This is a genomic window from Caulobacter sp. GW821-FHT10F06 (assembly GCF_058809215.1).
In genome coordinates this window covers 1-21,846 of the sequence record NZ_JBXASK010000004.1, presented here as the reverse complement: position 1 = coordinate 21,846, position 21,846 = coordinate 1, and the positions used below count along the sequence as shown (strand labels likewise).

Genomic DNA, 21,846 nt, shown 5'->3' with positions numbered 1-21,846 from the left:
GCGAGGCCGCGACACGCACTTCCAAGGAGGCCATCGTGGCCAAGGTTCTGGTTCTTTATTACTCCTCGTACGGCCACATCGAGACGATGGCCCAGGCCGTCGCCCAGGGCGCCCGCGACGCCGGCGCGACCGTCGACATCAAGCGCGTTCCCGAGACCGCGCCCGAAGCCGTCGCCAAGGCCGCCCACTTCAAGCTGGATCAAGCCGCGCCCGTCGCCACGGTCGAGGACCTGGCCAACTACGACGCCGTGATCATCGGCGCCGGCACCCGCTTTGGCCGCCTGCCGTCGCAGATGGCCGCGTTCCTCGACCAGGCCGGCGGCCTGTGGGCCCGTGGCGCGCTGAACGGCAAGGTCGGCGGCGCCTTCACCTCGACCGCCACCCAGCACGGCGGCCAGGAGACCACGCTGTTCTCGCTGATCACCAACCTGCTGCACTTCGGCATGGTCATCGTCGGTCTGGACTACGGTCACGCCGACCAGATGAAGATCGACGAAGTCACCGGCGGCAGCCCGTACGGCGCCACCACCATCGCCGGCGGCGACGGCTCGCGTCAGCCGTCGGAAGGCGAACTGGCCGGCGCCCGCTACCAAGGCCGCAAGATCGCCGAAACCGCGACCAAGCTGCACGGCTAAGCCTTTACGGCCGGGTCTCCCCCTCCCACCGGCCGCTCGGGGCCGACCGGCGTCTCCTCCCAGGGCGCCGGTCGGCCCTTTCTCATTCATCCTGTCCCAAAGGAGCGCGTCATGCGCCGCCGCCATCATCCCTTCGCCCAACTCTGGCAGTTCCTGGTCTTCGCCTTCACCCTGCGCCTGATCGCCAAGCACTTCGGTTCGCGCCGCCCGCACCTGCTGCGCTACTAGCCTCTTGCCAGCCCCCGTCCTCCGCCCCCTGATGGCCGCGGGGATCAGAGGGGGAATCGGATGGGCCAGGACGCGCCGCGTCGCGTGGTGATCGTGGGCGGCGGCACGGCCGGCTGGATGGCCGCCGCCGCCTTCGCCACGTTGCTGAAGGGCTCCTACGGCCCCATCACGCTGGTCGAGTCCGAGGAGATCGGCACGGTCGGCGTGGGCGAGGCCACCGTGCCGCCGATCCGCTTCTTCAACCAGCTCCTGGGTCTCGACGAGAACGCCTTCCTGAAGGCCACGCAAGGCAGCTTCAAGCTGGGCATCCAGTTCGACGGCTGGGCGGGCGAGGGCAGGCGCTACCTGCACCCGTTCGGAACCTATGGCGCGTCGATCGACGGCCTGTCGTTCCATCAGCACTGGCTCAGCCAGAGGGCGCGGGGCGACACGAGCGATCTGGACGACTACTGCGTGGCCGCCGTCGCGGCGCGCGAGGGGCGGTTCAGCCGGGGCGACGGCGATCCGCGCTCGGTGTTCTCCACCTTCGGCTACGCCTTCCATTTCGACGCCGGCCTCTATGCTCGCCATCTGCGCGGCCACGCCGAGGCGCGGGGCGTCATCCGCGTCGAGGGCAAGATCGCCTCGGTCCAGCAGCACGCGACGAGCGGCGACGTCACGGGCGTCACCCTGGAGAGCGGCCAAGGCGTCGAGGGCGACCTCTTCATCGACTGCTCGGGCTTTCGGGGCCTGTTGATCGAGGGCGCGCTTAAGACCGGTTACGACGACTGGACCCACTGGCTGCCCTGCGACCGCGCCGTGGCCGTGCCCTGCGCCAACGGCGGGGACTTCACGCCCTACACCCGCTCGACCGCCGACGCGGCCGGCTGGCGCTGGCGGATCCCGCTGCAGCACCGCATCGGCAACGGCTATGTCTATTCCAGCCGTCATATCGACGACGAGGCCGCCGCCGCGCGGCTGCTGGCCAATCTGGACGGCGAGGCCCAGGCCGATCCGCGCTTCCTGCGCTTCACCACCGGACGGCGCAAGCAGCCCTGGAACCGCAACGTCGTGGCCCTGGGCCTGGCCAGCGGTTTCCTGGAGCCGCTGGAGAGCACCAGCATCCACCTGATCCAGACGGCGATCATCCGTCTGCTCAATCTTCTGCCGCTGGACCAGAACGACGTCGTCGCGCGCGATGAGTACAACCGCCTGACTGTTCAGGAGATGGAGCACATCCGCGACTTCATCATCCTGCACTACTTCATCAACGGCCGTTCAGGGCCGTTGTGGGAGGCCTGCCGGGCGATGTCGGTCCCCGAAAGCCTGCACCGCAAGCTGGCCGTCTTCCGGTCGCGCGGGCGGGTGGTGCAGCTGCCCGACGAGCTCTTCGCCGAGGCCAGCTGGATCGCCGTGCTGCTGGGGCAGGGGGTGACGCCGACGGGCTACGAGCCCCTGGCCGACGCCCGCGATCCGGCCGACGTGGCGCGCCGCATGGCCGGAATGAAAAATCACATCGCCCGCGTGGTTTCTCAAATGCCGACCCACGCGGCGTTCATCTCTGAACATTGCCGCGCGCCAAGTTGAGCCGTCGATTCTGGTGAATCTATTCCTAATGCCGTCGACAGAGTCCCCGCAGTTCGGGGCTTTGCGATGAGTCTAATTAGACTCATATCGCCCCTTCGAGGGACAGGTTTTCGACTTGTTAGCATTAACGAATATCTTGCATGTATTAAGCATGCGACACTATGTCTTAAACGAAATAGAAATCCTGCTGCTTGATACTGTTCGGTAGGCAAAACGCCTGCCGGTAGTCAAAACGACGCCGGGGACCTCCTAGAAGGAATCTTCGTAATGGCGCTGAACAGCATCAACACGAACCAGGGCGCCCTGATCGCTCTGCAGAACCTCAACACCACCAATCAAGAAACTGCCGCCGTCCAACAACGCATCTCCACCGGCAAGAAGGTGGGCAGCGCCAAGGACAACGGCGCGATCTGGGCCACGGCCAAGAACCAGTCGGCGACCGCCAACAGCATCAACGCCGTCAAGGATTCGCTGCAACGCGGTCAATCGACCATCGACGTGGCTCTCGCCGCGGGCGACACGATCACCGATCTGCTGGGCAAGATGAAGGAAAAGGCCCTGGCCGCTTCCGACACCTCGCTGAACACCGCCAGCTTCAACGCTCTGAAGGCCGACTTTGAATCCCTGCGCGATCAGGTGACCAAGGCCGCCGACAACGCCAAGTTCAACGGCGTGAGCATCGCTGACGGCAAGACCGCCAAGCTGACCTTCCTGGCCAACTCGGACGGTTCGGGCTTCACGGTCAACGCTCAGACCCTGACGCTGGCCGGCATCGGCCTGTCGTCGTCGTCGACCTTCGCCGACGCCGCCGCCGCCAAGACCATGATCACCACGGTCTCGACCGCGCTGGGCACCGCGACCAACAAGCTGGCCTCGCTGGGCACCAACTCGACCGGCCTGGACACCCACCTGACCTTCGTCGGCAAGCTGCAAGACAGCCTCGACGCCGGCGTGGGCAACCTGGTGGACGCCGACCTGGCCAAGGAAAGCGCCAAGCTGCAGTCGCTGCAAACCAAGCAACAGCTGGGCATCCAGGCCCTGTCGATCGCGAACTCCTCGAGCTCGTCGATCCTGAGCCTGTTCCGCTAAACCAAGACGACAGCCGGACCGGCGGAACGCTTCGAGTTCCGCACGCGCCAACGGCTGCGACCTGAGAGGGGACGGACCTTGTGTCCGTCCCCTTTTTCTTTGGGCGATTGGCGCTGGGACGCCCCCTCCGTCACGTCGCCTATCGGCGCCGCGCCACCTCCCCCGCTGCGCAGGGGAGGAGGAAAGCCTCTCTTCTCCTCACCCGTGAAACGGGGGAGGTGGCGCGATGCGAATACGCATCGCGACGGAGGGGGCGTTCGGCCTTGTCTAAACCAGCCCCCGCCCGCTGATCTTCAGCACCGGGGTGAACGCCGGCCGCCGCTCCGGCAGGTCCACCTGCAGCCCGTCAGCGGTCCGCGTGAAGGGCAGGGGATCGCCGCCGCCCAGCAGCTCTACCCGCGCCACCTCGCCCGCCACGCCGCTCGCCAGGCTCGTGATCGTCAGCGGTCCCGACGGCCAGGCCATCGGCAGGGCGTAGAGGTCGCCCGCCTTCGTCGTGAAGCGGATGTCGGCCGCCTCGAACGGCTTGGCGCCGCCCTCGTTCTGCATGCCCTCGACCAGCCGGGTCGGGCCCTCGCCGAACACCCGCCAGGGCCGGCTGGCGTAGATCGCCGCGCCATTGACCGCGATCCAGCCGGCCATGTCGGCCAGCACGGCCTCTTCCTTGTCGTCGATCGAGCCGTCGCCGCGCTGGGGAATGGACAGCAGCAGGCAGCCGTTCTTGCTGACCACGTCGATCAGCCGCTGAATCACCTCACGCCCGCTCTTGTAGCCGCCGCGCTCGTACAGCGGCCGGTCGTAGTGCCAGCTGCCGATGCAGGTGTCGGTCTGCCAGGGCTGGTCGCGCAGGCGGTCCGAGAAGCCGCGCTCGACGTCCTCGACGATGGCCTGGCGTTGCAGGGCCGACAGCTTCTTGCCGGTCACCACCACGTCGGTCGCGCCGCCGCGCCGGACGGCGGCGTTGTAGTAGTGGGCCGTGGCGTCGAGCCCGGCCTGGCCCAGCGGCAGGCCGTAATTGTCGAAATAGACGAGGTCGGGCCTGTAGCGGTCTACGAGGTCGTTCTGGCGCAGCAGCCAATTTCTGGTGAAAGCCGGGTTGTTGGGCGGCGGTGTCTCCAGCCATTCGCCGTCATGGGCGTCGTGCCAGGCGTTGGCGGCCTTGATAGTGTCGATACCGTCGGGAATGACCATGTTGCGGCCGGCATAGAGCTGCTGTGGATCCAGGCCCTGCCACCACTGGCCCTTGCCGTCGGCCTTGGTCAGCCGGAAGGCGTCGTAGCGCTGGCCCTTGCGCGGGCCCTCGGCGTCATAGCCATAGGCCGTCTGCCACCAGTGCCAGGCGTGGGCGGCATGGTTGGAGACCCCGAACCTCAGGCCATGGGCGCGGGCGACCTTCTCCCAGGTCCCGACGATGTCGCGCCGGGGCCCCACGCGCGTGGTGTTCCAGGCGTGGTGGCGGCTGTCGAACATGTCGAGATTGTCGTGGTGGTTGGCCATCGACACGAAGTACTTTGCCCCGGCCGCCACATAGCGCTTCATCAGCGCCTCGGGGTCCCAGCGATCGGCCTTCCAGCGCGGGATGAACTGCATGAAGCCGAAGTCGGCCGGGTGGCCCCAGGTCTTCAGGTGGTGTTCGTAGAAGGGGTTGCCCTGCTGGTACATCTGCCGGCCGTACCAGTCGCCGAACTCAGGCACGCATTGCGGCCCCCAGTGCGACCAGATCCCGAGCTTGGCGTCGCGGAACCAGTCGGGCGTCTGGTAGGCGGTCAGGGAGTTCCAGGTTGGCTGGAAGCGTTGGGCGGCCAGGGCAGGCGAGGCGGCCAGGGCGGCGCCCGTGGCGATCAGGTCGCGTCGGGTGAAGGTCATAGGAAGCGTTTCCCGGGTCTGAGCCCAACTTCATGAGTACGCAATTTGCTTGTCATCCCGGCCGCAGCGCAGCGGAGAGCCGGGACCCAGGGGCAACCGCACTGCGCCGACCCCTGGGTCCCGGACAAGCCCTTCGGGCTTTCCGGGATGACAAGGTTGGAGGGCTATTTCGGACTGATCCGCACGACCGCGCCACCGCTCGGCGCCAGCTTCAGCGTGATCGCGTCCTTGGCCGACACCACACGCGACGTCGCCACCAGCCCTGTCGGTTCCGTTCCGTCCTGCCGAATGTCCGCGCTGAACGCCCCCGCGCCCAGGAAGCCCAGTGGGACCTTCACGGTCCGCCCGGCCTCGTTGGTCATCGCCCCCACCCACCAGTCCGCGCCCTTGCGGCGCGCCATGACGATCGACTGGCCGATCTCGCCGGACAGCACCCGGGTCTCGTCCCAGCTGGTCGGGACGGCGCTGATGAAGTCCAGCCCCGCCGGCGAGGCGGCATAGGTCACCGGGCTGTCGGAGACCATGCTGAGCGGGCTGTCATAGACCACGTACATCGCCAGGGCCTGGCCGCGCGTAGTCTGCACCGTGGGCAGGATGAACTGGTGCTCGAAGTCCGCCGGCCGCACGTTCCTGAACCCGCCCGGCGTGTAGTCCATCGGCCCCAGCAGCATGCGCGTGAAGGGCAGGGTGACGTTGTGGGTGGCGGTGATCCGCGCGCTCCACTTGTTGTACTCCGCTCCCAGCACGCCCTCCTGGGTGACGAAGTGTGGATAGGGACGCACCAGGCCCGTGGGCCGATAGGCGCCGTGCAGATCGACCATCAGGCGGTGCTGCCCGGCCTTCTCCAGCAGGCGATGGTAATAGTCGACGATCTGCTGGTCGTCGCGGTCCATGAAGTCGACCTTGATCCCCTTCACGCCCCACTTTTCATAGGCCGCCAGGGCCGCGTCCATCTGGTCGTCCAGCGCCTTCCAGTGCACCCAGATCAGGATGCCCACGCCCCGCTCGCGGCCATAGGCGATCAGGGCGGGCAGGTCGATCGCGGGGATCGGGCGGGTGACGTCCGTGCCCGGCAGCACCTGCGGGGCCTGGCCCGAGCCGACATACCAGCCGTCGTCGATCAGCATGTATTGCAGCTTCTGGGCGGCGGCGAAGTCGATGAAGGCCTTCATCGTCGCCGTGTCCATGCCGGGCTTGTCGACCCCCGCCGCGACCGAGCCGTTCCACCAGTCCCACGCCGCCTTGCCGGGCTTGATCCAGCTGGTGTCGGCCAGGGCCGTGGGCGGGTTGAGGCTGGTCATCAGGTTTGACGAGACCAGATCGCCGGGGCTGTCGCCGACCATCACCACCCGCCAGGACGAGACGGTGTCGGTCCCGATCCGGGTCTTCACGGCGATCTTCGGATCATCCAGCCGAGGCGACAGCTGGGCCTGCAGGCCCAGGCCCCCGTCGCCGCGTCCCGTCAGGTAGAGGCCGGCAAAGTCCTTAAGGTCCGCCTCGGCCAAGGCGAAGGCCGCGCCGCCCGCCGTCTGGCACACCACCGGCAGTTCGTAGAGCGCCGAGGCGCGGAATTTCGAGGCCTGGACGGGGTCGTACTCCCCCTCGTGCGAGGTGCCGAACCGGCCGAGATTGAGCGCCCAGCAGGCGTCGTCGCCCGCGAAGTCGAAGCGGGTCTCCTCGCCGCGAATGGCCACGCCCGCCAGGCCCGGCTGGTCGGGCAGCACGTAGCGGAAGGCCACGCCGTCGTCATAGGCCCGGGCAATCACCCGCAGCCTGCGCCCGGTCGGCCCGGCCTCGGCGAAGTCGACGGTCAGTTCGTTGTAGCGGTCGCGGACGGTGCGGGTCTTGCCGACCACTAGGTCATAGGTCTGGTCGACGCTGGCGGTCTTCGAGCCGGCGATCGTCAGGCCCCGCGACAGGGCCCCGCCCTTGTCGAGCGCGAGACCCAGGGGCGAGGGCTTCAGCAGGGCCTTGCCCTTGTAGGTCACCGCGTAGCGCGCCTGGCCGCCGGCGTCCGACAGGGTGATGGAAAGATCCGCGTCGGGCGAGGCCAGGACCAGGTCCGCGGCCAGGGCGTGACCGCCGGCCAGGCTCGCCAGCGCCGCGCCGGCCAGCAGGATCCGCCTGAAACGCCCCATCGATTCCTCCCATGAAACCATTTTCATTTTATTTGTCGCACTAATTAGACCGTGTATGGATCGGCGTCGAGCTTTGCGATACCGCTACCATCAACACGGCGGCACAACCGTCGAAAGAAGAGAAACGGGAGCATGAACACCAGGACCCTCCGTGTCGCCCTGATGGCGACCGCCCTTTCGACCAGTTTCGCCGCCGCCCAGCCGGTCCTGGCTCCCAGCGGAGCGGCCACCGCCCACCCCGCCGCCTGGCCCGTCGCCAAGAGCCAGGGGCTGGTCGATCCGGCGACCGAGGCCTTCGTGGACGGTTTGCTCGCCAGGATGACCCTGGAGGAGAAGGTCGGCCAGATGATCCAGGCCGACACCGCCTCGATCAAGCCCGAAGACGTCAAGACCTATCCGCTGGGCTCGATCCTGGCCGGGGGCAGTTCGCCGCCGCTGGGCGCGCCCGACCGCTCGCCCAAGGAACCGTGGGTGGCCACGGTGCGGGCCTTCCGCGAGGCCGCCGCGACGCGGGGCGGGACCAACATCCCGCTGATGTTCGGAATCGACGCCGTGCACGGCAACGGCAACGTGGTGGGCGCGACCCTCTTCCCGCACAACAGCGCCCTGGGCGCGACGCGGGACCCTGATCTGATCCGCCGGATCGGTATCGCCACGGCCCAAGAGACAGCGGTGTCAGGTTTCGACTGGGCCTTCGGACCCACCCTCACCGTGCCCCGCGACGACCGCTGGGGCCGGGCCTACGAGGGCTATTCGGAAGATCCCGAGATCGTCCGCCAATATGCCGGCCAGATGATCCTGGGCCTGCAGGGCGCGGTCAGCCAGGGCGGGGTGCTGCAGCAAGGCCATGTCGCGGCCAGCGCCAAGCACTTCCTGGGCGACGGCGGCACCCATGAGGGCCACGACCAGGGCGACACGCGGGTGTCCGAGGGCGAGCTCGTGCGCCTGCACGCCCAGGGCTATGTGCCGGCCATCAACGCCGGGACCCTGACCATCATGGCCTCGTTCAACAGCTGGAACGGCGTCAAGATGCACGGCAACCAGAGCCTGCTGACCGACGTGCTGAAGGGGCGGATGGGCTTCGACGGCTTCGTGGTCGGCGACTGGAACGGCCACGGCCAGGTGGCCGGCTGCGTGCCGACCAACTGCCCGCAGGCCGCCAATGCGGGTCTGGACATGTATATGGCCCCCGATAGCTGGAAGGGCCTGTTCGACAACACCGTGGCCCAGGTGAAGGCCGGCCAGATCCCGCAGGCCCGGGTCGACGACGCGGTGCGCCGCATCCTGCGGGTCAAGGCCAGGCTGGGCCTCTTCAAGACCGCCCGGCCGTGGGAAGACCGCGACGGCGTGCTGGGCAGCCCCGAGCACCGCGCCCTGGCCCGCGAGGCGGTGCGCAAGTCGCTGGTGCTGCTGAAGAACGACGGCGTGCTGCCGATCAAGAGCAGCGCCAACGTGCTGGTGGCCGGCTCGGGCGCCGACGACATCGGCCGCCAGTCGGGCGGCTGGACCCTGTCGTGGCAGGGCACCGACAACAAGAATTCGGACTTCCCCAACGCCCAGTCGATCTGGTCGGGCCTGAAGGAGGCGGTCGAGACCGGCGGCGGCAAGGCGACCCTGAACCTCGACGGCAGGTTCGAGACCAGGCCCGACGTCGCCATCGTGGTCATCGGCGAGACTCCCTATGCCGAGGGCGTCGGCGACCTGAAGACCCTGGAATACCAGGCCGGCGACAAGACCGACCTGGCCCTGCTCAAGCGCCTTAGGGCCGCCGGCGTGCCGGTGGTGACGGTGTTCCTGACCGGCCGGCCGCTGTGGGTGAACCCCGAACTCAACGCCTCCAACGCCTTCGTCGACGCCTGGCTGCCGGGCTCGGAAGGGGGCGGGATCGCCGACGTCATCATCGGCGACAAGACCGGCAAGCCGCGCACCGACTTCCACGGCAAGCTGTCGTTCAGTTGGCCCAGGTCGGCGGCCCAGACCTCGCTCAATCGCGGCGACAAGGTCTACGCCCCGCTGTTCGCCTATGGCTACGGCCTGACCTATCGCGACAAGGTCCGACTGCCAAAGCTGTCGGAAGTCTCGGGCGTGACGGCCGCGTCGCTGAACGTCTCGAACTACTTCGTGGCCGGCAAGACGCCCGCGCCGTTCACCTTCAAGGCCTCGGCCGGGGTGCAGATCCGCCCCGTCGACGCCGGGGGCGTGCAGGAGGCCGGACGCCAGATCGTGTTCCCGGGCGGCGGGCCGGCCACGGCCGCCATCGCCGGCGACGAGACCCTCGACCTGTCGTTCCAGACCAATGCCGACATCGCCCTCTTGGTCGACTACCGCCTCGACGCCAAGCCCAGCGCGCCGGTCAGCCTGTCGATCGGCTGGGGCAAGCTGGACGTCACCCCGGTCCTGACCGCCGCGCCGGTCGGGGCGTGGACCAGCCTGAAGGTCCCGCTCAAGTGCTTCCAGGCGGCCGGGACCGACGTCACCAAGGTCGCCGAGCCGTTCCTGCTGGGCACGGCGGGGGCGCTGACGGTGACCGTGCAGGGCGTGAAGCTGACCACCGATCCGGCTGGGGCCGTATGTCCGGCGAAGGGTCAATAGCGAAGCTCAAAACACGTTGTCATCCCGGAAGCCTCGCAGAGGCTGTCCGGGACCCAGGGGCCAAGGCGGTGCGGTGGCCCCTGGGTCCCGGCTCTCCGCTTCGCTGCGGCCGGGATGACAAGCAAAGGGATGCTGGAATAATGCTGCGCCTCCTCCTCGCCGCCGCCCTGTCGACCCTGGCCGCCACCGCCAGCGCCGCCCCGCTGCTGGCCCCGGTGTTCACCGACCACGCCGTCCTGCAACGCGGCCAGCCGATCCGCGTCTGGGGCCAGGCCCAGCCCAACGCCGCCGTCGTCCTCGACCTCTCCGGCCAGGGCGCGAGCGCCGTCGCCGACGCCCAGGGCCGCTGGTCCGCCGCCCTGCCGGCCCGCGAGCCCGGCCCGCCGCTGAGCCTGACCGCCCGCTCGGGCGACGAGACCCAGACCCTGACCGACCTCGTCATGGGCGACGTCTGGCTGTGCTCGGGCCAGTCGAACATGGAGCTGCCGCTGCGCCGGACCATGGGCGGCGAGTACGAGGTGGCCGCCGCCAGCGACCCGAACATCCGCCTGCTGCAGACCGGCAAGGTCAGCCGGCCGTCGCCGATCTCGACCCTGGCCGACGCCGCGGTCTGGCGCGTGGCCACCCAGCAGACGGCCGGCAATTTCAGCGCCGCCTGCTACTTCATGGGCCGCGACATCAAGAAGACCACCGGCGTCCCCGTCGGCCTGATCGACGCCACCTGGGGCGGCTCGGTGATCCAGGACTGGATCAGCCGCGAGGGCCTGACCGCCCTGAAGACCTATGACGAGGGCCTGTCGGTGCTGGCCGACTACGCGCGCTCGCCCGAGGCCGGCGCGGCCCGCTGGGGCGCGATGCTGGATCGCTGGGCGGCGCGGGTCGAGCCCCACGCCAGGGGCTGGGCCAGCCCCGGCCTCGACGATCGCGCCTGGGCCATCCTGCCGGCGGAGAACTTCTGGGAAGCCGCGCCGGGCCTTGCGACCTTCGACGGTGTGATCTGGCTGCGCGCCGAGATCACCCTCACCGCCCAGCAGGCGACGCAGGGCGCGACCCTGGCCCTGGGCCCGGTGGACGACATCGACACCACCTTCGTCAACGGCAAGGCCGTGGGCTCGACAGAGGGCTGGGACGCGCCGCGCGCCTACCGCCTGGGCAGGGGCGCGCTGAAGGCCGGCCGCAATGTCGTGGCGGTGCGGGTCATCGACACCGGCGGCGGCGGCGGGGCCTGGGGTCCGGCGGCGCAGAAGGGGCTGAAGCTGGACGACGGATCGTTCGTCCCGCTGGGCGCGAGCTGGCGCTACAAGGTCTCGACCGATCTGGCCGCCACCGGCCTGCCGCCGCATGCGCCATGGCTGGGAGCCAGCGGCCTTTCCACTCTGCACAACGGCATGATCGCCCCGCTGGCGCCGTATGGCGTCAAGGGTTTCGCCTGGTACCAGGGCGAGGCCAATGTCACCGAGGCGCCCGAATATGCTCGCCTCATGCCGACCCTGATCGCCGACTGGCGGCGCGCGTTCGCCGCGCCCGACGCGCCGTTCCTGCTGGTGCAACTGGCCAGTTTCGGAGCCTACAAGTCCATGCCGGCCGAGTCCGGCTGGGCGGCCCTGCGCGACGTCCAGCGCCGCACGGCGGCGGCCGATCCCAAGGTCGGCATGGCTTCGGCGGTCGATCTTGGCGACATCTACGACATCCACCCGACCAACAAGCAGCAGGTCGGCGCGCGCCTGGCCCTGCTGGCCCGCAAGCTGGCCTATGGCGAGACGAGCCTGAACGCCGCCGGCCCCGCGCCGCTGTCGGCCCGTCGCCAGGGCGGGACGGTGAGCGTGACCTTCGACCAGCCCCTGACGGTGTTCGGCGCGGCGCGACCGGTCGGGTTCGAGCTGTGCGACGCGGCGGCCTGCCGGTTCGTCGAGGCGTTGGTCGAGGGGGCGACGGTGCGGATCGCAGTTCCGGCGGGGCTGTCGCCGACGCGGGTGCGCTTCGCCTGGGCCGAGAGCCCGATCCTCAATCTCTACGGTCAGAACCGCCTGCCGGCGACGCCGTTCGAGCTGGTGGTGGAGTAGGGGGAGGCTCGTCCGCCCTCTAAACCGCCCCGCCCAGCTCCGCCGAGATCTCCCGCGCGGTCGCCTGGATCGCGGCGACCGTCTGGTCCATCGGGATGGCGGCGGGGTTCTCGAGGTAGGGGCTGGTCAGTGCCGCGGCGACGCCGTCGGGGGCCATGACCGGGGCCGACAGGTCGACGATCAGCTTGGTCACGGCGCTGTCGGCGCTGAAGTGGCCGGCGGCCCGGGCCTGCTTGGCGCGGGCCTCGAAAGCGTTCCAGCGCTCGGCGCCGACCAGGGGCTTTAGCCGGGCCTTCCACTCGGCGCGGATGGCTTCGGGTTGGAAGGCGTAGAGCACCAGGCCCGAGGTCGCCTCGACCAGCGGCCGGCGATAGCCGACACGGACCGAGAAGCCCAGGTCGGCCGGAGCCTCGATGCGGGCCACCACCACCATCTGGTCGCCGCTGGCCACGGCCAGATGGCACGACTGGCCGATGGCGGCGCTGAGCTGGCGCATCCGGGGGATCGCCGCCTCCATCAGGGCCTTGGCCGGGGCGCGGCTGATGCCCAGGGCGAACAGCTTGTTGGTCAGCACCAGGCCGTCGCCGGCCGTGGCCGGGCCGACATAGCCCCGGAACTCCAGCACCTGGACCATGCGGAACAGCTCGCTGACCGAGCGGTCCAGCGCCGCCGAAATCTGCGACAGGGTCAGGGGCTCGCCGCTGGAGGCCAGCAGCTCCAGCACGTCCAGGCCCTTTTCCAGGGCGGGCGCGCGATATTTGCGATCGTCTTCGGACTCGGCCATGGGCGTTTATAACCGATAGAATCGCCGCGCCGTCTCGCTGAACAGTGCGTCCAGGTCTTCGGCGCGCGAAAGGTTGCTCAAGGTCTCCGCCAGGCGACGCCACGACGCGTAGTCGCCGGCCAGATTCAGCACCGGCCAGTCGCTGCCCCACATCAGCCGCGAGGGTCCGAAGACCGTGACCAGATGGGCGACGACGGGCTCCAGGGCGGCCGGCGACTGCCCTGGCGCGGCCTCGGTCAGCAGACCCGACAGCTTGCAGAACACGTTGGGACATTCGGCGACGGCGGCGATGTCGGCGCGCCAGGGCTCCAGCGCCCCCGCCGCGATCGGCGGCTTGGCGCCGTGGTCGACGACGATCGCCAGGCCCGGCCAGCGTTGGGCCAGGATCCGCAGGGCGGGCAGGTGGCGCGGCTGGACCAGGGCGTCCAGGCTCAGGCCGTGGGCGACCATGGCCGTGAGCGCCGGCGTCAGCGCGTCGCGCAGAATCCAGGCCTCGTCGTCCAGGTCCTGCAGCATCGGGCGCAGGCCCTTCAGCTTGGGACGGGCGGCCAGGGCGGCGATGCGGGCGGGGGCGTCCGGCGCGGCCAGATCGGCCCAGCCGACGACGCCCAGCACCCGGGGCGAGGTCTCGGCCAGGGCCAAGAGCCAGTCGGTGTCGGCGTCGCTGGGCTGGGACTGCACCAGCACCGAGCCGGTCAGCCCCACGGGCGCGGCGGCGGCCTCCAGGTCGTCCAGGTCGAAGTCGCGATGAATGGCCGCCAGGTCCGGCGTGGGCCAGCGGCAGTCGTTGCGGCCGAGACGCCAGACATGCTGATGAGCGTCGATCAGCATCGGCTAGTGTGCGGTCGCGGCGACGGGGCGGGCCAGGGCCGTGCGGCCGGCCGACAGCGCATAGAGCCCGACCACCGCGAAGCAGGCGCCCGGCACGATCATCGCCATCCGCATCGACGACAGGTGCGACACCCAGCCGATTAGCGGCGTCATCACCGCTCCGCCGATGATGGCCATGACCACGAACGACGAGCCGGTCTTGGTCAGCGGCCCCAGGTCCTTGACCGCGATGGCGAAGATGGTCGGGAACATGATCGACATGAAGAAGCTGGTCGCCGCCAGGGCGTAGAGGCCGGTGGTCCCGCCGACGGCGACGCCGACGCCGACCAGGATGACGTTGGTCGCCGCATAGAGCGCCATCAGCTTCCACGGCGCGACCGCGCTCATCAGGGCCGCGCCGATGAAGCGGCCGGCCAGCAGGGCCCATAGCGAGCCCATCAGCACGGCGGCGGCGGCCTTCTCGCCCATGCCGGGGATTTCCGCCTGGGCGTAGCGGATCATGTAGCTCCACACCCCCACCTGGGCCCCGACATAGAAGAACTGGGCGACCACCCCGAGCACGAAGCGCGGGCGGGCCAGCAACCGGGGAAAGTCGCCCAGCACCGAGCCCTGGTCGGCGTCGGCCGGCGGCTTGCCGGCCTGGACGGGAAAGCGGACGAGGGCGACGATCGCGGCCAGGGCCAGCACCACCGCGGCCAGCGCCAGGTAGGGTCCCTGCACGGCCAGGGCCTCGCGGCTCAGGAATTCCTCGCGGCCCCAGTCGGACATCGCCGCCAGGTCGGCGGCGGTGGGCTCATGCCCCGACAGGATGAACTGCCGGCCGATGAACACGCCGACGATCGAGCCGGCCGGGTTGAAGGCCTGGGCGAAGTTCAGCCGCTGCTCGGCGCGATCCGGATCGCCCAGCACCGTCATCAGCGGGTTGGCCGAGGTCTCCAGGAAGGCCAGGCCGCTGGCGATCACGAACAGGGCCGCCAGGAACCAGGAATACTCCCGCGCCTGGGCGGCCGGCCAGAACAGCAGCGCCCCGGCGCCGTAGAGGACCAGGCCCAACACGACGGCGCGCTTGTAGCCGTACCGCCGCATCACCATCCCGGCCGGCAGGGCCAGCACGAAATAGCCCATGTAGAAGGCCGACTGCACCAGGCCCGATTGCCAGTCGTTGAGGATGAAGGTCTTCTTGAACTGCGGAATCAGCACGTCGTTGAGGTTGTTGGCCACGCCCCACAGGAAGAACAGCGTCGTGATCAGCACCAGGGGCAGAAGCGCCGTTTTCGGCTGTCGGCCGCTTTGCATGGGTGTTTCCCTCACCGTCGCGCCCGTTGGCCGGGCCGTATTTGTGTTCGCAGCCCATCATATGTGAATGTCGTCGTCAAATATGAAAACGACACCGAGTAGGAAGCCGTTATGCGCCGTCTGTGCTTCGCCCTGGACCTGAAAGACGAGCCCGAGACCATCGCCGCCTATCGCGCCTGGCACGCTCCCGGCCGGACGCCGCCGGCGATCAACGCCTCGATCCGCTCGGCGGGAATCCAGGCGCTGGAGATCTATAACACCGGCGACCGGCTTTTCATGATCATGGAGGTCGACGAGACCTTCTCCGCCGAGGCCAAGGCGGCGGCCGACGCGACCGATCCCGAGGTCCAGGCCTGGGAGGCCCTGATGTGGACCTTCCAGAAGGCGTTGCCCTGGGCGGCGCCGGGCGAGAAGTGGACGGCCTGCGAGCGGATCTACGACCTGGCCCGGCAGCCCTGACAAGAAAGCTTGGTTACCGCGCCGTTTACCAGCAACGCCTTGACGGGATTACACATTTGACTCGGCGAAGGAGCCGAGTCGTGAGCGATCGTGAGGACCGGGAATGGGCCGCCCTGTGGGAAGCGGTGTTCGGCGAGCCGCCGCCGATCGCGGCCGAGGTCGACCTGACGGCGCGCGTGCTGATCGACCACCTGCCGCCGGCCGCGCCCTATCGGCCGTGGCACTGGCCGTGGCCGCCTAAGCCGCCACGGTCTTGAGCTTGTCGCGCAGGGCGATCAGTTCGTCGAACGGCAGGCCGACCTGGCAGAAGATCTGCTCGGGGATCGACAGGGCCTTGTCACGGAGGGCCAGGCCTTCGTCGGTCAGGGTCACCATCACCCGGCGCTCGTCGCGCGGGTCGCGGGTGCGGGCCAGCAGGCCGCCGGCCTCCAGCCGCTTGAGCAGCGGGGTCAGGGTGCTGGAATCCAGGTCCAGCGCGTCGCCCATCTCGCCCACGGTGCGCGGGCTGCGCTCCCACAGGGCCAGCATGGCCAGGTACTGCGGGTAGGTCAGGCCCAGGGCGTCGAGCAGGGGACGGTACAGGCGCTGGACGCGCTGGGCCGCCCCGTAGAGCGCGAAGCACAGTTGCCGGTCGAGGCGGAGAACCTCGACCGGCGCCGAAACGGGAATGTCCTTGGACTGGCTCATTTGGCCTTTACGGTGATGGCGACATCGACGTTGCCGCGCGTGGCGTTCGAATAGGGACAGACCTGGTGCGCCGTCGCAACCAGGGCTTCGGCGTCGGCCTGCGAGAGACCCTCGGTTTCGACCTCGAGCGCCACTTCCAGCTTGAAGCCGACCTCTTGCGGGGCAAGGCCGACTACGCCGGTCACCTGCGAGCCCGTCAGGCCGATCTTCTGCTTGCCGGCCACGAAGGCCAGGGCGCTCTGGAAGCAGGCGGCGTAGCCGGCCGCGAACAGCTGCTCGGGATTGGAGCCGGTCTCCTTGCCGCCCAGCGCCTTGGGCATCGACAGCTGCAGGTCCAGCAGGCCGTCGTCGCTGCGCACATGGCCTTCACGGCCGCCAACGACGGTGGCGCGGGCTTCGTAGAGGATGGTCATCGGGGTCGCTCCATTGCGAAAGAATGATGGAAACGATTTAATCGTGCACGATATGATTTCAAGGCGCAGCTCGGAAAATAAATCGCGCGCGATATGTTTTTGATTGCGACGGTTGGCGGTCAAAGCCCTCAATGGCTCCGTCATTCCCGCCCTTGTGTCGGGAACCCCTCTTTCAGCTGTCACGTGAACCGCAAGCGGCGTGCTGAGCACGCCGCCACTCCCGCACCTGCGGCGGATAAAGAGGTTCCCGCCACAAGGGCGGGAATGACGAAATAAAGAGAAATGCTGGACGTCGGTAAGCCTTGGCGTCGGCCCTCACCCATACCGATACAGCTTCACTCGCTGCGCCTGGAACCGCCCCGGCTCCAGCCGTACGTGACGACCCTGGTGGGTCTGGTCGCCGTTGAGCCAGCGGTCCTCGATCCACTTCCCGTCGACGTAATGGCCCTCGACGACCTTCTCCAGGCCCACGCCCTCGCCGAAGGTCAGGGTGACGCCGGAGCCGGCGACCAGGAACTCGTCGGGCGACAGCTGGATCAGCAGGCCGCCGTGGGCGGCGAAGGTCTGCTGGTCCTTCGGGGTCCAGGGATCGACGAAGGTCACCTTCACCGACCAGTCGCCCACCGCCAGGGTCTGGGGCTTCTCGTCGACGGCGCCGTCGAACGACACCGGCGGGCGGAAGCCGCGCATCCTGCCCTGGCCCTGGTGGGCCAGGATCACGGGCGCCAAGTCGCGCAGCAGGGCGTAGGCGCCCGAGAGCGGGTTGCGGGCCGGGTCGTCGACGTTCTCGATCGAGAAGGGCGAGAAGCCGATGGCGTCGTGCTCGCCGAACGCCCAGAAGGCGTTGGCCGGGGCCTCGACCTTGCCGGCGCGGTCGGCTTCGGGAATGAACAGCGGATTGCCCGGCCGCTCATACTGCGCCGCCCAGTGGGTGAAGTCGGGATAGTAGATGTCCGGGGCCTGGAACACCGACGGCGCGGCCGCTTTCCAGACCTCGTAGAGATGGGGCAGGGGCCCGGCGCTGGGGTAGCCGCCGGGCGCGGCGCCGGGCTTGTTCAGCGCGGCGTTGACGTACATCGGCAGCGGATAGGCCTTTTGTCCGGCCGACGCGACGGCCTCGACGAAGCGGCCGAACGCCCAGGCCTGCCAGAGTTCGTCGGTGGCCTCGCCCTTGCCGAACACCTGCTCCCAGGTTCCCGAACCGGTGTTGCCGGTCGCCTTCAGCACCGCCGCCGGCACGGGCTTGCGGAACTCCGCCTCGGCCAGGGGCGAGTGGTCGCGGGCCGAGGGCAGCATGCCGATCTCGTTTTCGACCTGGATCATCAGGACGGTCCGCTGCTCGCCGTCGACGGCCTTCAGGTGGGCCATCAGGGCGGCGAAGGCCTTGGCGTCGGCGGCGATGGTGGCCGGGGCGACGGGCGACAGGATCTCCTGGACCTTGCCGTCGGCCGAGCGCGCCAGCGGGAAGCGCTTGCCGTCGCGCTTCACCCAGGCCGGGACATAGGTCGACATGCTGTTCTTCCAGCTGCCGAACCACAGCAGCACTAGCCGGGTGTCGTGGGCGCGGGCCTGCTGGATCACCCCGTCGATGACCGAGAAGTCGAACTGGCCCTCGACCGGCTCGATCTGGTCCCATTCCACCGGGGCCAGCACGGTGTTGAGATTCAGGGCCTTCAGGACCTGCCAATGCTTTTGCAGATAGGGCGGGCTCGAGGCGGTGGAATTGCCCAGCTCGCCGCCCAGGATCAGGAACGGCTTGCCGTCGACCAGCAGCTGAGTGGCCTCGCCGTGGCGGGTCAGGCGGGGGATCTCCTCGGCGGCGGCGGGCAGCGCGCACAGTAAGACGGCCGACAGGGCGGCGAGAAAGGTGCGGGCGGGGGTCTGGATCAGGGTGCGCATCGGTGGTCAGATGACCGCATGAAAATTGTAAGATCAATCGCCAAGATCGCCCTGGCCACCGCTTTGCTGTCGGCGACGCCCGCGCTGGCCCAGGTCAGCCCGGCGACGGCGGCCGATCACCAGCGGATGCTGGACGCCCTGCACTTGAAGACGCTGCGGTCCGGCGTCGACGGCATGAACCCCGCCGCGCCCAACGCGGTGAACTATGACGAGGCCAGGGCCGGGCCCTACAGCCTGCTGCCCGACCCGCTGGTCCTGCCCGACGGCAAGCCGGTGACCAGGGCCGAGGAGTGGTGGACCGTGCAACGCCCGCGCCTGGTCGACCTCTTCGCCCACGAGGTCCACGGCGATGTCCCGGCCCGCACGCCGGCCATCGCCTGGACGGTGGTCAGCCAGACCCGCGCTGTCCGCGCCGGCGTGGCGGTGGTCGAGAAGCGCCTGTCGGGTGTGGTCGACAACGCTCGGGCGCCGTCGATCCCGGTGACGCTGGACCTGCTGCTGGTGACGCCGGAAAACGCCGCCAAGGTCCCGGTGGTGCTGGAGCTGGGCTTCCCCGACGGCGCGCCGTGGCTGCGCGGGCGTTCGGCTCCGCCTGGACCAGCCCCCACCGTGCAGGATTGGCGCGACCTGGTGATCGCCAGGGGCTGGGCCTACGCCATCCTCGATCCGACCAGCATCCAGGCCGACAAGGGCGAGGGCCTGACCGGCGGGATCATCGGCCTGATGAACCGGGGCAAGCCCCGCTCGCCCGAGGACTGGGGCGCCCTGCGCGCCTGGGCCTGGGGCGTGTCGCGGGTGATCGACCGCTTTGAGACGGATCCCTCCGTCGATCCCAGGCGCGTGGCGATCGAGGGCATGTCGCGCTACGGCAAGGCCGCCTTGCTGGCCATGGCCTACGAGCCGCGCCTGGCGGTCGGCTTCATCGCCTCGTCCGGCGAGGGCGGAGCCAAGCTGTTCCGGCGCAAGCGCGGCGAGCAGCTGGAGAACCTGGCGGCCTCGGGCGAGTACCATTGGATGGCCGGAAACTTCCTGCGCTACGCCGGCCCGCTGACCGCCGACGATCTGCCGGTCGACGCCCACGAGCTGATCGCCCTGGCCGCGCCCCGGCCGCTGTTTATCAGCGCCGGCAACGACAAGGACGACGCCTGGGTCGATGCCCGGGGGATGTTCATGGCTGCGGTGGCGGCTGGTCCGGTCTATCGGCTTCTGGGGGCCAAGGACCTGGGCGTGACGGCCTTCCCGCCGCAGGGGACGCTGGTCGCGACCGGGGATCTCGCCTTCCGCCAGCACGAGGGCGGCCACACGGCGGGTCCGAACTGGCCGGACTTCCTGGATTTCGCGGCGCGGTATCTCGAGCCGGCGACGGTAAAATAGCTTGTCATCCCGGCCGCAGCGCAGCGGAGAGCCGGGACCCAGGGCCACCGCATTGCCTTGGCCCCTGGGTCCCGGACAGCGCTACGCGCTTCCGGGATGACAAGGTAGTAGATGAGTTCAATGACCCCCAGCTTCCCTCCCATCCCCGAACGCGCCGATGTCACGCCGGAGATCTTCCACGGCGAGATCGTCCCCGCCTACGCGCCTATCGTCCTGCGCGACTTCGCGGCCGATTGGCCGGCGGTGGCGGCGGGACGGGCGGGGGAGGTCGCCGCCTATCTGAAGGGTCTCGACAGCGGCGCGCCCGTGCAGGCCTTCGTCGGGCCGCCGCAGATCGCGGGGAAGTTCTTCTACGCCCCGCAGGGCCGGGCGGTGAACTTCGCGCGCCAGCAGACCCGGCTGTCGGCGGCCATCGACCAGATCCTGGCGACGACGGATGGCGCGGCGATCTATGTCGGCTCCACCCCCGCCGCCCAGGCGCTGCCGGGCTTCCAGACCGCCAACCGCAACCCCCTGCTGGCGCCCGACATCGAGGCCCGCGTCTGGGTGGGCGGCGAGACGACCATCGCCCCGCACTACGACCTGTCGGACAATATCGCCGTGGTCTGCGCCGGCCGCCGGCGCTTCACGCTGTTCCCGCCCGACCAGACCCGGAACCTCTATGTCGGCCCGCTGGACTTCACGCCCGCCGGCCAGCCGGTCAGCTTCGTCGATCTCGACGCGCCGGACCTCGAGAAGCATCCGAAGTTCGCCGACGCCATCCCGCACGGGATCAGCGCCGAGCTGGAGCCCGGCGACGCGATCTACATCCCGACCCTGTGGTGGCACCATGTGCGCTCGACCGGGCCGCTGAACGTGCTGGTGAACTACTGGTGGAACGACCTGGCCGGCAAGGCCGGCTCGCCGTTCGAGGTGCTGATCCACGCCATGATGAGCCTGCGGCACCTGCCCGAGCCCCAGCGCCAGGCCTGGCGGGCGATCTTCGACCACTACGTGTTCGACGGCGCCGAGGCCGGCGACCATCTGCCGCCGGAGATGCAGGGCGTGCTGGGTCCGCTGTCGCTGATCCTGACCCGCAACGTGCGGGCGTTCCTGCTGCACGCGCTGGGCGGGGGGCGGTAGGGGCGAAAACCTCGTCCTTCGACAGGCTCAGGATGAGGTTTTCGACTGATGCGTCGGCAATGGACCTCACCCTGAGCTCGTCGAAGGGCGAGGTCCAAACGCGAGACGCCTAGGTTCTCGGCTGCCCCTCCTGGCGAGGCGCGTTCGGAACCGACCCCGGCGCCACCGCTGGAGGATTGCCCGTCCGCACCGGCGGGGGCGGGAAGAACACCTTGCGGAAGCTGATCCGCAGCACCCGACCGCGCGGATCCAGATAGTCTTCCTGATAGGTGATCGGCGTCGTGCCGTCGGGCGCGCGCACCTTCTGCTTGGCGTCGAACAGGTTGTCGATCGAGGCGCTGACCCGGGCGCCGCGGAAGAACGGCTTGCTCCGCAGGGCCTGCTGCAGGCCAAGGTCCGCGAACAGGCGCAGGTTGACCGTAGTCAGCGACGAGAAGTCCAGGTCCTGCGAGCCGGCCGAGCCGGAGCCGCGCACGGTGGTGCCTTCCTTCCAGGTGGCGTTCAGGCTGGCGCCCAGGCCGTTGCGCGACAGGTTGGACTGCAGGTCGATCTGGTTCTTGGGCGTGCCGCCGCCCGAGCCCAGCGAGGCGCCGTCCAGCAGGTCCAGCGGGGCCAGGCCCGGACGGATGACGATCTCGTCGGTGAACTTGACGGTGTGATAGAGGCCGATCTGGAACGTCGTGCCGCCGGCCGGCGGGCCGCCGAAGCCGCCGCGACCGCCGCCGAAGCCGCCGCCGCCAAACCCGCCGCCGCCAGGACCCCCGAAAGCGCCGCCCCCGCCGGGGCCGCCGAAGCCGCCGCCCG

General features: G+C 69.3%; 17 protein-coding genes and 2 pseudogenes. 10 read left to right on the top strand and 9 right to left on the bottom strand.

Going from position 1 to position 21,846, the window contains the following annotated elements; genetic code table 11:
* Nucleotides 1-35: 35 nt before the first annotated feature.
* The 3 genes from wrbA to AC1RUS_RS09465 all read left to right on the top strand — a co-directional run bounded on the left by wrbA (nt 36) and on the right by AC1RUS_RS09465 (nt 3,518).
* Nucleotides 36-635, top strand: coding sequence for an NAD(P)H:quinone oxidoreductase (gene wrbA, locus AC1RUS_RS09475; RefSeq protein WP_492915373.1), 600 nt, complete (start codon nt 36-38; stop codon nt 633-635).
* 288 nt (nt 636-923) lie between these two features.
* Nucleotides 924-2,429: a tryptophan halogenase family protein gene (locus AC1RUS_RS09470; RefSeq protein WP_492915370.1), complete on the top strand. Its 1,506-nt coding sequence runs from the start codon at nt 924-926 to the stop codon at nt 2,427-2,429.
* A gap of 267 nt (nt 2,430-2,696) precedes the next feature.
* On the top strand, nt 2,697-3,518 hold the full coding sequence (locus tag AC1RUS_RS09465; protein ID WP_492915368.1) for a flagellin: 822 nt from the start codon (nt 2,697-2,699) through the stop codon (nt 3,516-3,518).
* A gap of 267 nt (nt 3,519-3,785) precedes the next feature.
* Here AC1RUS_RS09465 and AC1RUS_RS09460 read toward each other — a convergent pair whose 3' ends face one another.
* Entirely contained in the window at nt 3,786-5,384 is a 1,599-nt protein-coding gene (locus tag AC1RUS_RS09460) for an alpha-L-fucosidase (RefSeq protein WP_492915366.1), read from the bottom strand.
* A 32-nt stretch (nt 5,385-5,416) separates the two neighbouring features.
* Between AC1RUS_RS09460 and AC1RUS_RS09455 the strand changes: the two are divergent.
* Nucleotides 5,417-5,542 (top strand): annotated as a pseudogene (locus AC1RUS_RS09455) (hypothetical protein); the annotation flags it as partial.
* 6 nt (nt 5,543-5,548) lie between these two features.
* Here AC1RUS_RS09455 and AC1RUS_RS09450 read toward each other — a convergent pair.
* Nucleotides 5,549-7,522, bottom strand: coding sequence for a glycoside hydrolase family 97 protein (locus AC1RUS_RS09450; protein WP_492915364.1), 1,974 nt, complete (start codon nt 7,520-7,522; stop codon nt 5,549-5,551).
* 132 nt (nt 7,523-7,654) lie between these two features.
* Between AC1RUS_RS09450 and AC1RUS_RS09445 the strand changes: the two genes are divergently transcribed.
* Nucleotides 7,655-10,114 carry a glycoside hydrolase family 3 protein gene (locus tag AC1RUS_RS09445; protein WP_492915362.1) on the top strand — a complete coding sequence of 820 codons (2,460 nt, stop codon included), beginning with the start codon at nt 7,655-7,657 and terminating at the stop codon, nt 10,112-10,114.
* Between the two features lie 140 nt (nt 10,115-10,254).
* Nucleotides 10,255-12,177 carry a sialate O-acetylesterase gene (locus AC1RUS_RS09440; protein WP_492915359.1) on the top strand — a complete coding sequence of 641 codons (1,923 nt, stop codon included), beginning with the start codon at nt 10,255-10,257 and terminating at the stop codon, nt 12,175-12,177.
* Between the two features lie 19 nt (nt 12,178-12,196).
* Here the strand turns inward: AC1RUS_RS09440 and AC1RUS_RS09435 are convergent, their stop codons facing one another.
* Genes AC1RUS_RS09435 through fucP form a run of 3 tightly spaced genes read right to left on the bottom strand, consistent with a single transcriptional unit; the run spans nt 12,197 to nt 15,088 of the window.
* Nucleotides 12,197-12,961: an IclR family transcriptional regulator gene (locus AC1RUS_RS09435; RefSeq protein ID WP_492915357.1), complete on the bottom strand. Its 765-nt coding sequence runs from the start codon at nt 12,959-12,961 to the stop codon at nt 12,197-12,199.
* 6 nt (nt 12,962-12,967) lie between these two features.
* Nucleotides 12,968-13,792 carry an amidohydrolase family protein gene (locus tag AC1RUS_RS09430; RefSeq protein ID WP_492915355.1) on the bottom strand — a complete coding sequence of 275 codons (825 nt, stop codon included), beginning with the start codon at nt 13,790-13,792 and terminating at the stop codon, nt 12,968-12,970.
* A 3-nt stretch (nt 13,793-13,795) separates the two neighbouring features.
* Nucleotides 13,796-15,088 carry an L-fucose:H+ symporter permease gene (fucP, locus tag AC1RUS_RS09425; protein WP_492915352.1) on the bottom strand — a complete coding sequence of 431 codons (1,293 nt, stop codon included), beginning with the start codon at nt 15,086-15,088 and terminating at the stop codon, nt 13,796-13,798.
* Nucleotides 15,089-15,199: 111 nt separating this feature from the next.
* Here fucP and AC1RUS_RS09420 point away from each other — a divergent pair, with 111 nt between their 5' ends.
* Both AC1RUS_RS09420 and AC1RUS_RS09415 read left to right on the top strand, forming a co-directional pair.
* Entirely contained in the window at nt 15,200-15,547 is a 348-nt protein-coding gene (locus tag AC1RUS_RS09420) for an L-rhamnose mutarotase (RefSeq protein WP_492915350.1), read from the top strand.
* An 80-nt stretch (nt 15,548-15,627) separates the two neighbouring features.
* Nucleotides 15,628-15,804: a hypothetical protein gene (locus AC1RUS_RS09415; protein ID WP_492915348.1), complete on the top strand. Its 177-nt coding sequence runs from the start codon at nt 15,628-15,630 to the stop codon at nt 15,802-15,804.
* Here the strand turns inward: AC1RUS_RS09415 and AC1RUS_RS09410 are convergent.
* The 3 genes from AC1RUS_RS09410 to AC1RUS_RS09400 all read right to left on the bottom strand — a co-directional run bounded on the left by AC1RUS_RS09410 (nt 15,785) and on the right by AC1RUS_RS09400 (nt 18,546).
* Nucleotides 15,785-16,234, bottom strand: coding sequence for a MarR family winged helix-turn-helix transcriptional regulator (locus AC1RUS_RS09410; RefSeq protein WP_492915345.1), 450 nt, complete (start codon nt 16,232-16,234; stop codon nt 15,785-15,787). The genes AC1RUS_RS09415 and AC1RUS_RS09410 overlap by 20 nt on opposite strands.
* Entirely contained in the window at nt 16,231-16,647 is a 417-nt protein-coding gene (locus AC1RUS_RS09405; protein WP_492915343.1) for an organic hydroperoxide resistance protein, read from the bottom strand. The genes AC1RUS_RS09410 and AC1RUS_RS09405 overlap by 4 nt, the downstream gene beginning before the upstream one ends.
* A gap of 315 nt (nt 16,648-16,962) precedes the next feature.
* On the bottom strand, nt 16,963-18,546 hold the full coding sequence (locus tag AC1RUS_RS09400) for a GH35 family beta-galactosidase (RefSeq protein ID WP_492915340.1): 1,584 nt from the start codon (nt 18,544-18,546) through the stop codon (nt 16,963-16,965).
* 18 nt (nt 18,547-18,564) lie between these two features.
* Here AC1RUS_RS09400 and AC1RUS_RS09395 point away from each other — a divergent pair, with 18 nt between their 5' ends.
* Together AC1RUS_RS09395 and AC1RUS_RS09390 are read left to right on the top strand one after the other, a co-directional pair.
* Nucleotides 18,565-19,920: an alpha/beta hydrolase family protein gene (locus tag AC1RUS_RS09395; protein ID WP_492915338.1), complete on the top strand. Its 1,356-nt coding sequence runs from the start codon at nt 18,565-18,567 to the stop codon at nt 19,918-19,920.
* 120 nt (nt 19,921-20,040) lie between these two features.
* Complete coding sequence (locus AC1RUS_RS09390; protein ID WP_492915336.1) at nt 20,041-21,042, top strand: cupin-like domain-containing protein; 1,002 nt, start codon at nt 20,041-20,043, stop codon at nt 21,040-21,042.
* 109 nt (nt 21,043-21,151) lie between these two features.
* Here the strand turns inward: AC1RUS_RS09390 and AC1RUS_RS09385 are convergent.
* Nucleotides 21,152-21,846: pseudogene (locus AC1RUS_RS09385) on the bottom strand (Plug domain-containing protein); the annotation flags it as partial.

What these genes read in the sequence shown, in the direction of transcription:
- fucP (WP_492915352.1), bottom strand. Translation starts at nt 15,088, where the DNA reads ATGCAAAGCGGCCGACAGCCGAAAACGGCGCTTCTGCCCCTGGTGCTG.
- AC1RUS_RS09430 (WP_492915355.1), bottom strand. Translation starts at nt 13,792, where the DNA reads ATGCTGATCGACGCTCATCAGCATGTCTGGCGTCTCGGCCGCAACGAC.
- AC1RUS_RS09460 (WP_492915366.1), bottom strand. Translation starts at nt 5,384, where the DNA reads ATGACCTTCACCCGACGCGACCTGATCGCCACGGGCGCCGCCCTGGCC.
- AC1RUS_RS09435 (WP_492915357.1), bottom strand. Translation starts at nt 12,961, where the DNA reads ATGGCCGAGTCCGAAGACGATCGCAAATATCGCGCGCCCGCCCTGGAA.
- AC1RUS_RS09465 (WP_492915368.1), top strand. Translation starts at nt 2,697, where the DNA reads ATGGCGCTGAACAGCATCAACACGAACCAGGGCGCCCTGATCGCTCTG.
- AC1RUS_RS09445 (WP_492915362.1), top strand. Translation starts at nt 7,655, where the DNA reads ATGAACACCAGGACCCTCCGTGTCGCCCTGATGGCGACCGCCCTTTCG.
- AC1RUS_RS09410 (WP_492915345.1), bottom strand. Translation starts at nt 16,234, where the DNA reads ATGAGCCAGTCCAAGGACATTCCCGTTTCGGCGCCGGTCGAGGTTCTC.
- AC1RUS_RS09450 (WP_492915364.1), bottom strand. Translation starts at nt 7,522, where the DNA reads ATGGGGCGTTTCAGGCGGATCCTGCTGGCCGGCGCGGCGCTGGCGAGC.
- AC1RUS_RS09405 (WP_492915343.1), bottom strand. Translation starts at nt 16,647, where the DNA reads ATGACCATCCTCTACGAAGCCCGCGCCACCGTCGTTGGCGGCCGTGAA.
- AC1RUS_RS09470 (WP_492915370.1), top strand. Translation starts at nt 924, where the DNA reads ATGGGCCAGGACGCGCCGCGTCGCGTGGTGATCGTGGGCGGCGGCACG.
- AC1RUS_RS09400 (WP_492915340.1), bottom strand. Translation starts at nt 18,546, where the DNA reads ATGCGCACCCTGATCCAGACCCCCGCCCGCACCTTTCTCGCCGCCCTG.
- AC1RUS_RS09390 (WP_492915336.1), top strand. Translation starts at nt 20,041, where the DNA reads ATGACCCCCAGCTTCCCTCCCATCCCCGAACGCGCCGATGTCACGCCG.
- AC1RUS_RS09420 (WP_492915350.1), top strand. Translation starts at nt 15,200, where the DNA reads ATGCGCCGTCTGTGCTTCGCCCTGGACCTGAAAGACGAGCCCGAGACC.
- AC1RUS_RS09395 (WP_492915338.1), top strand. Translation starts at nt 18,565, where the DNA reads ATGAAAATTGTAAGATCAATCGCCAAGATCGCCCTGGCCACCGCTTTG.
- AC1RUS_RS09440 (WP_492915359.1), top strand. Translation starts at nt 10,255, where the DNA reads ATGCTGCGCCTCCTCCTCGCCGCCGCCCTGTCGACCCTGGCCGCCACC.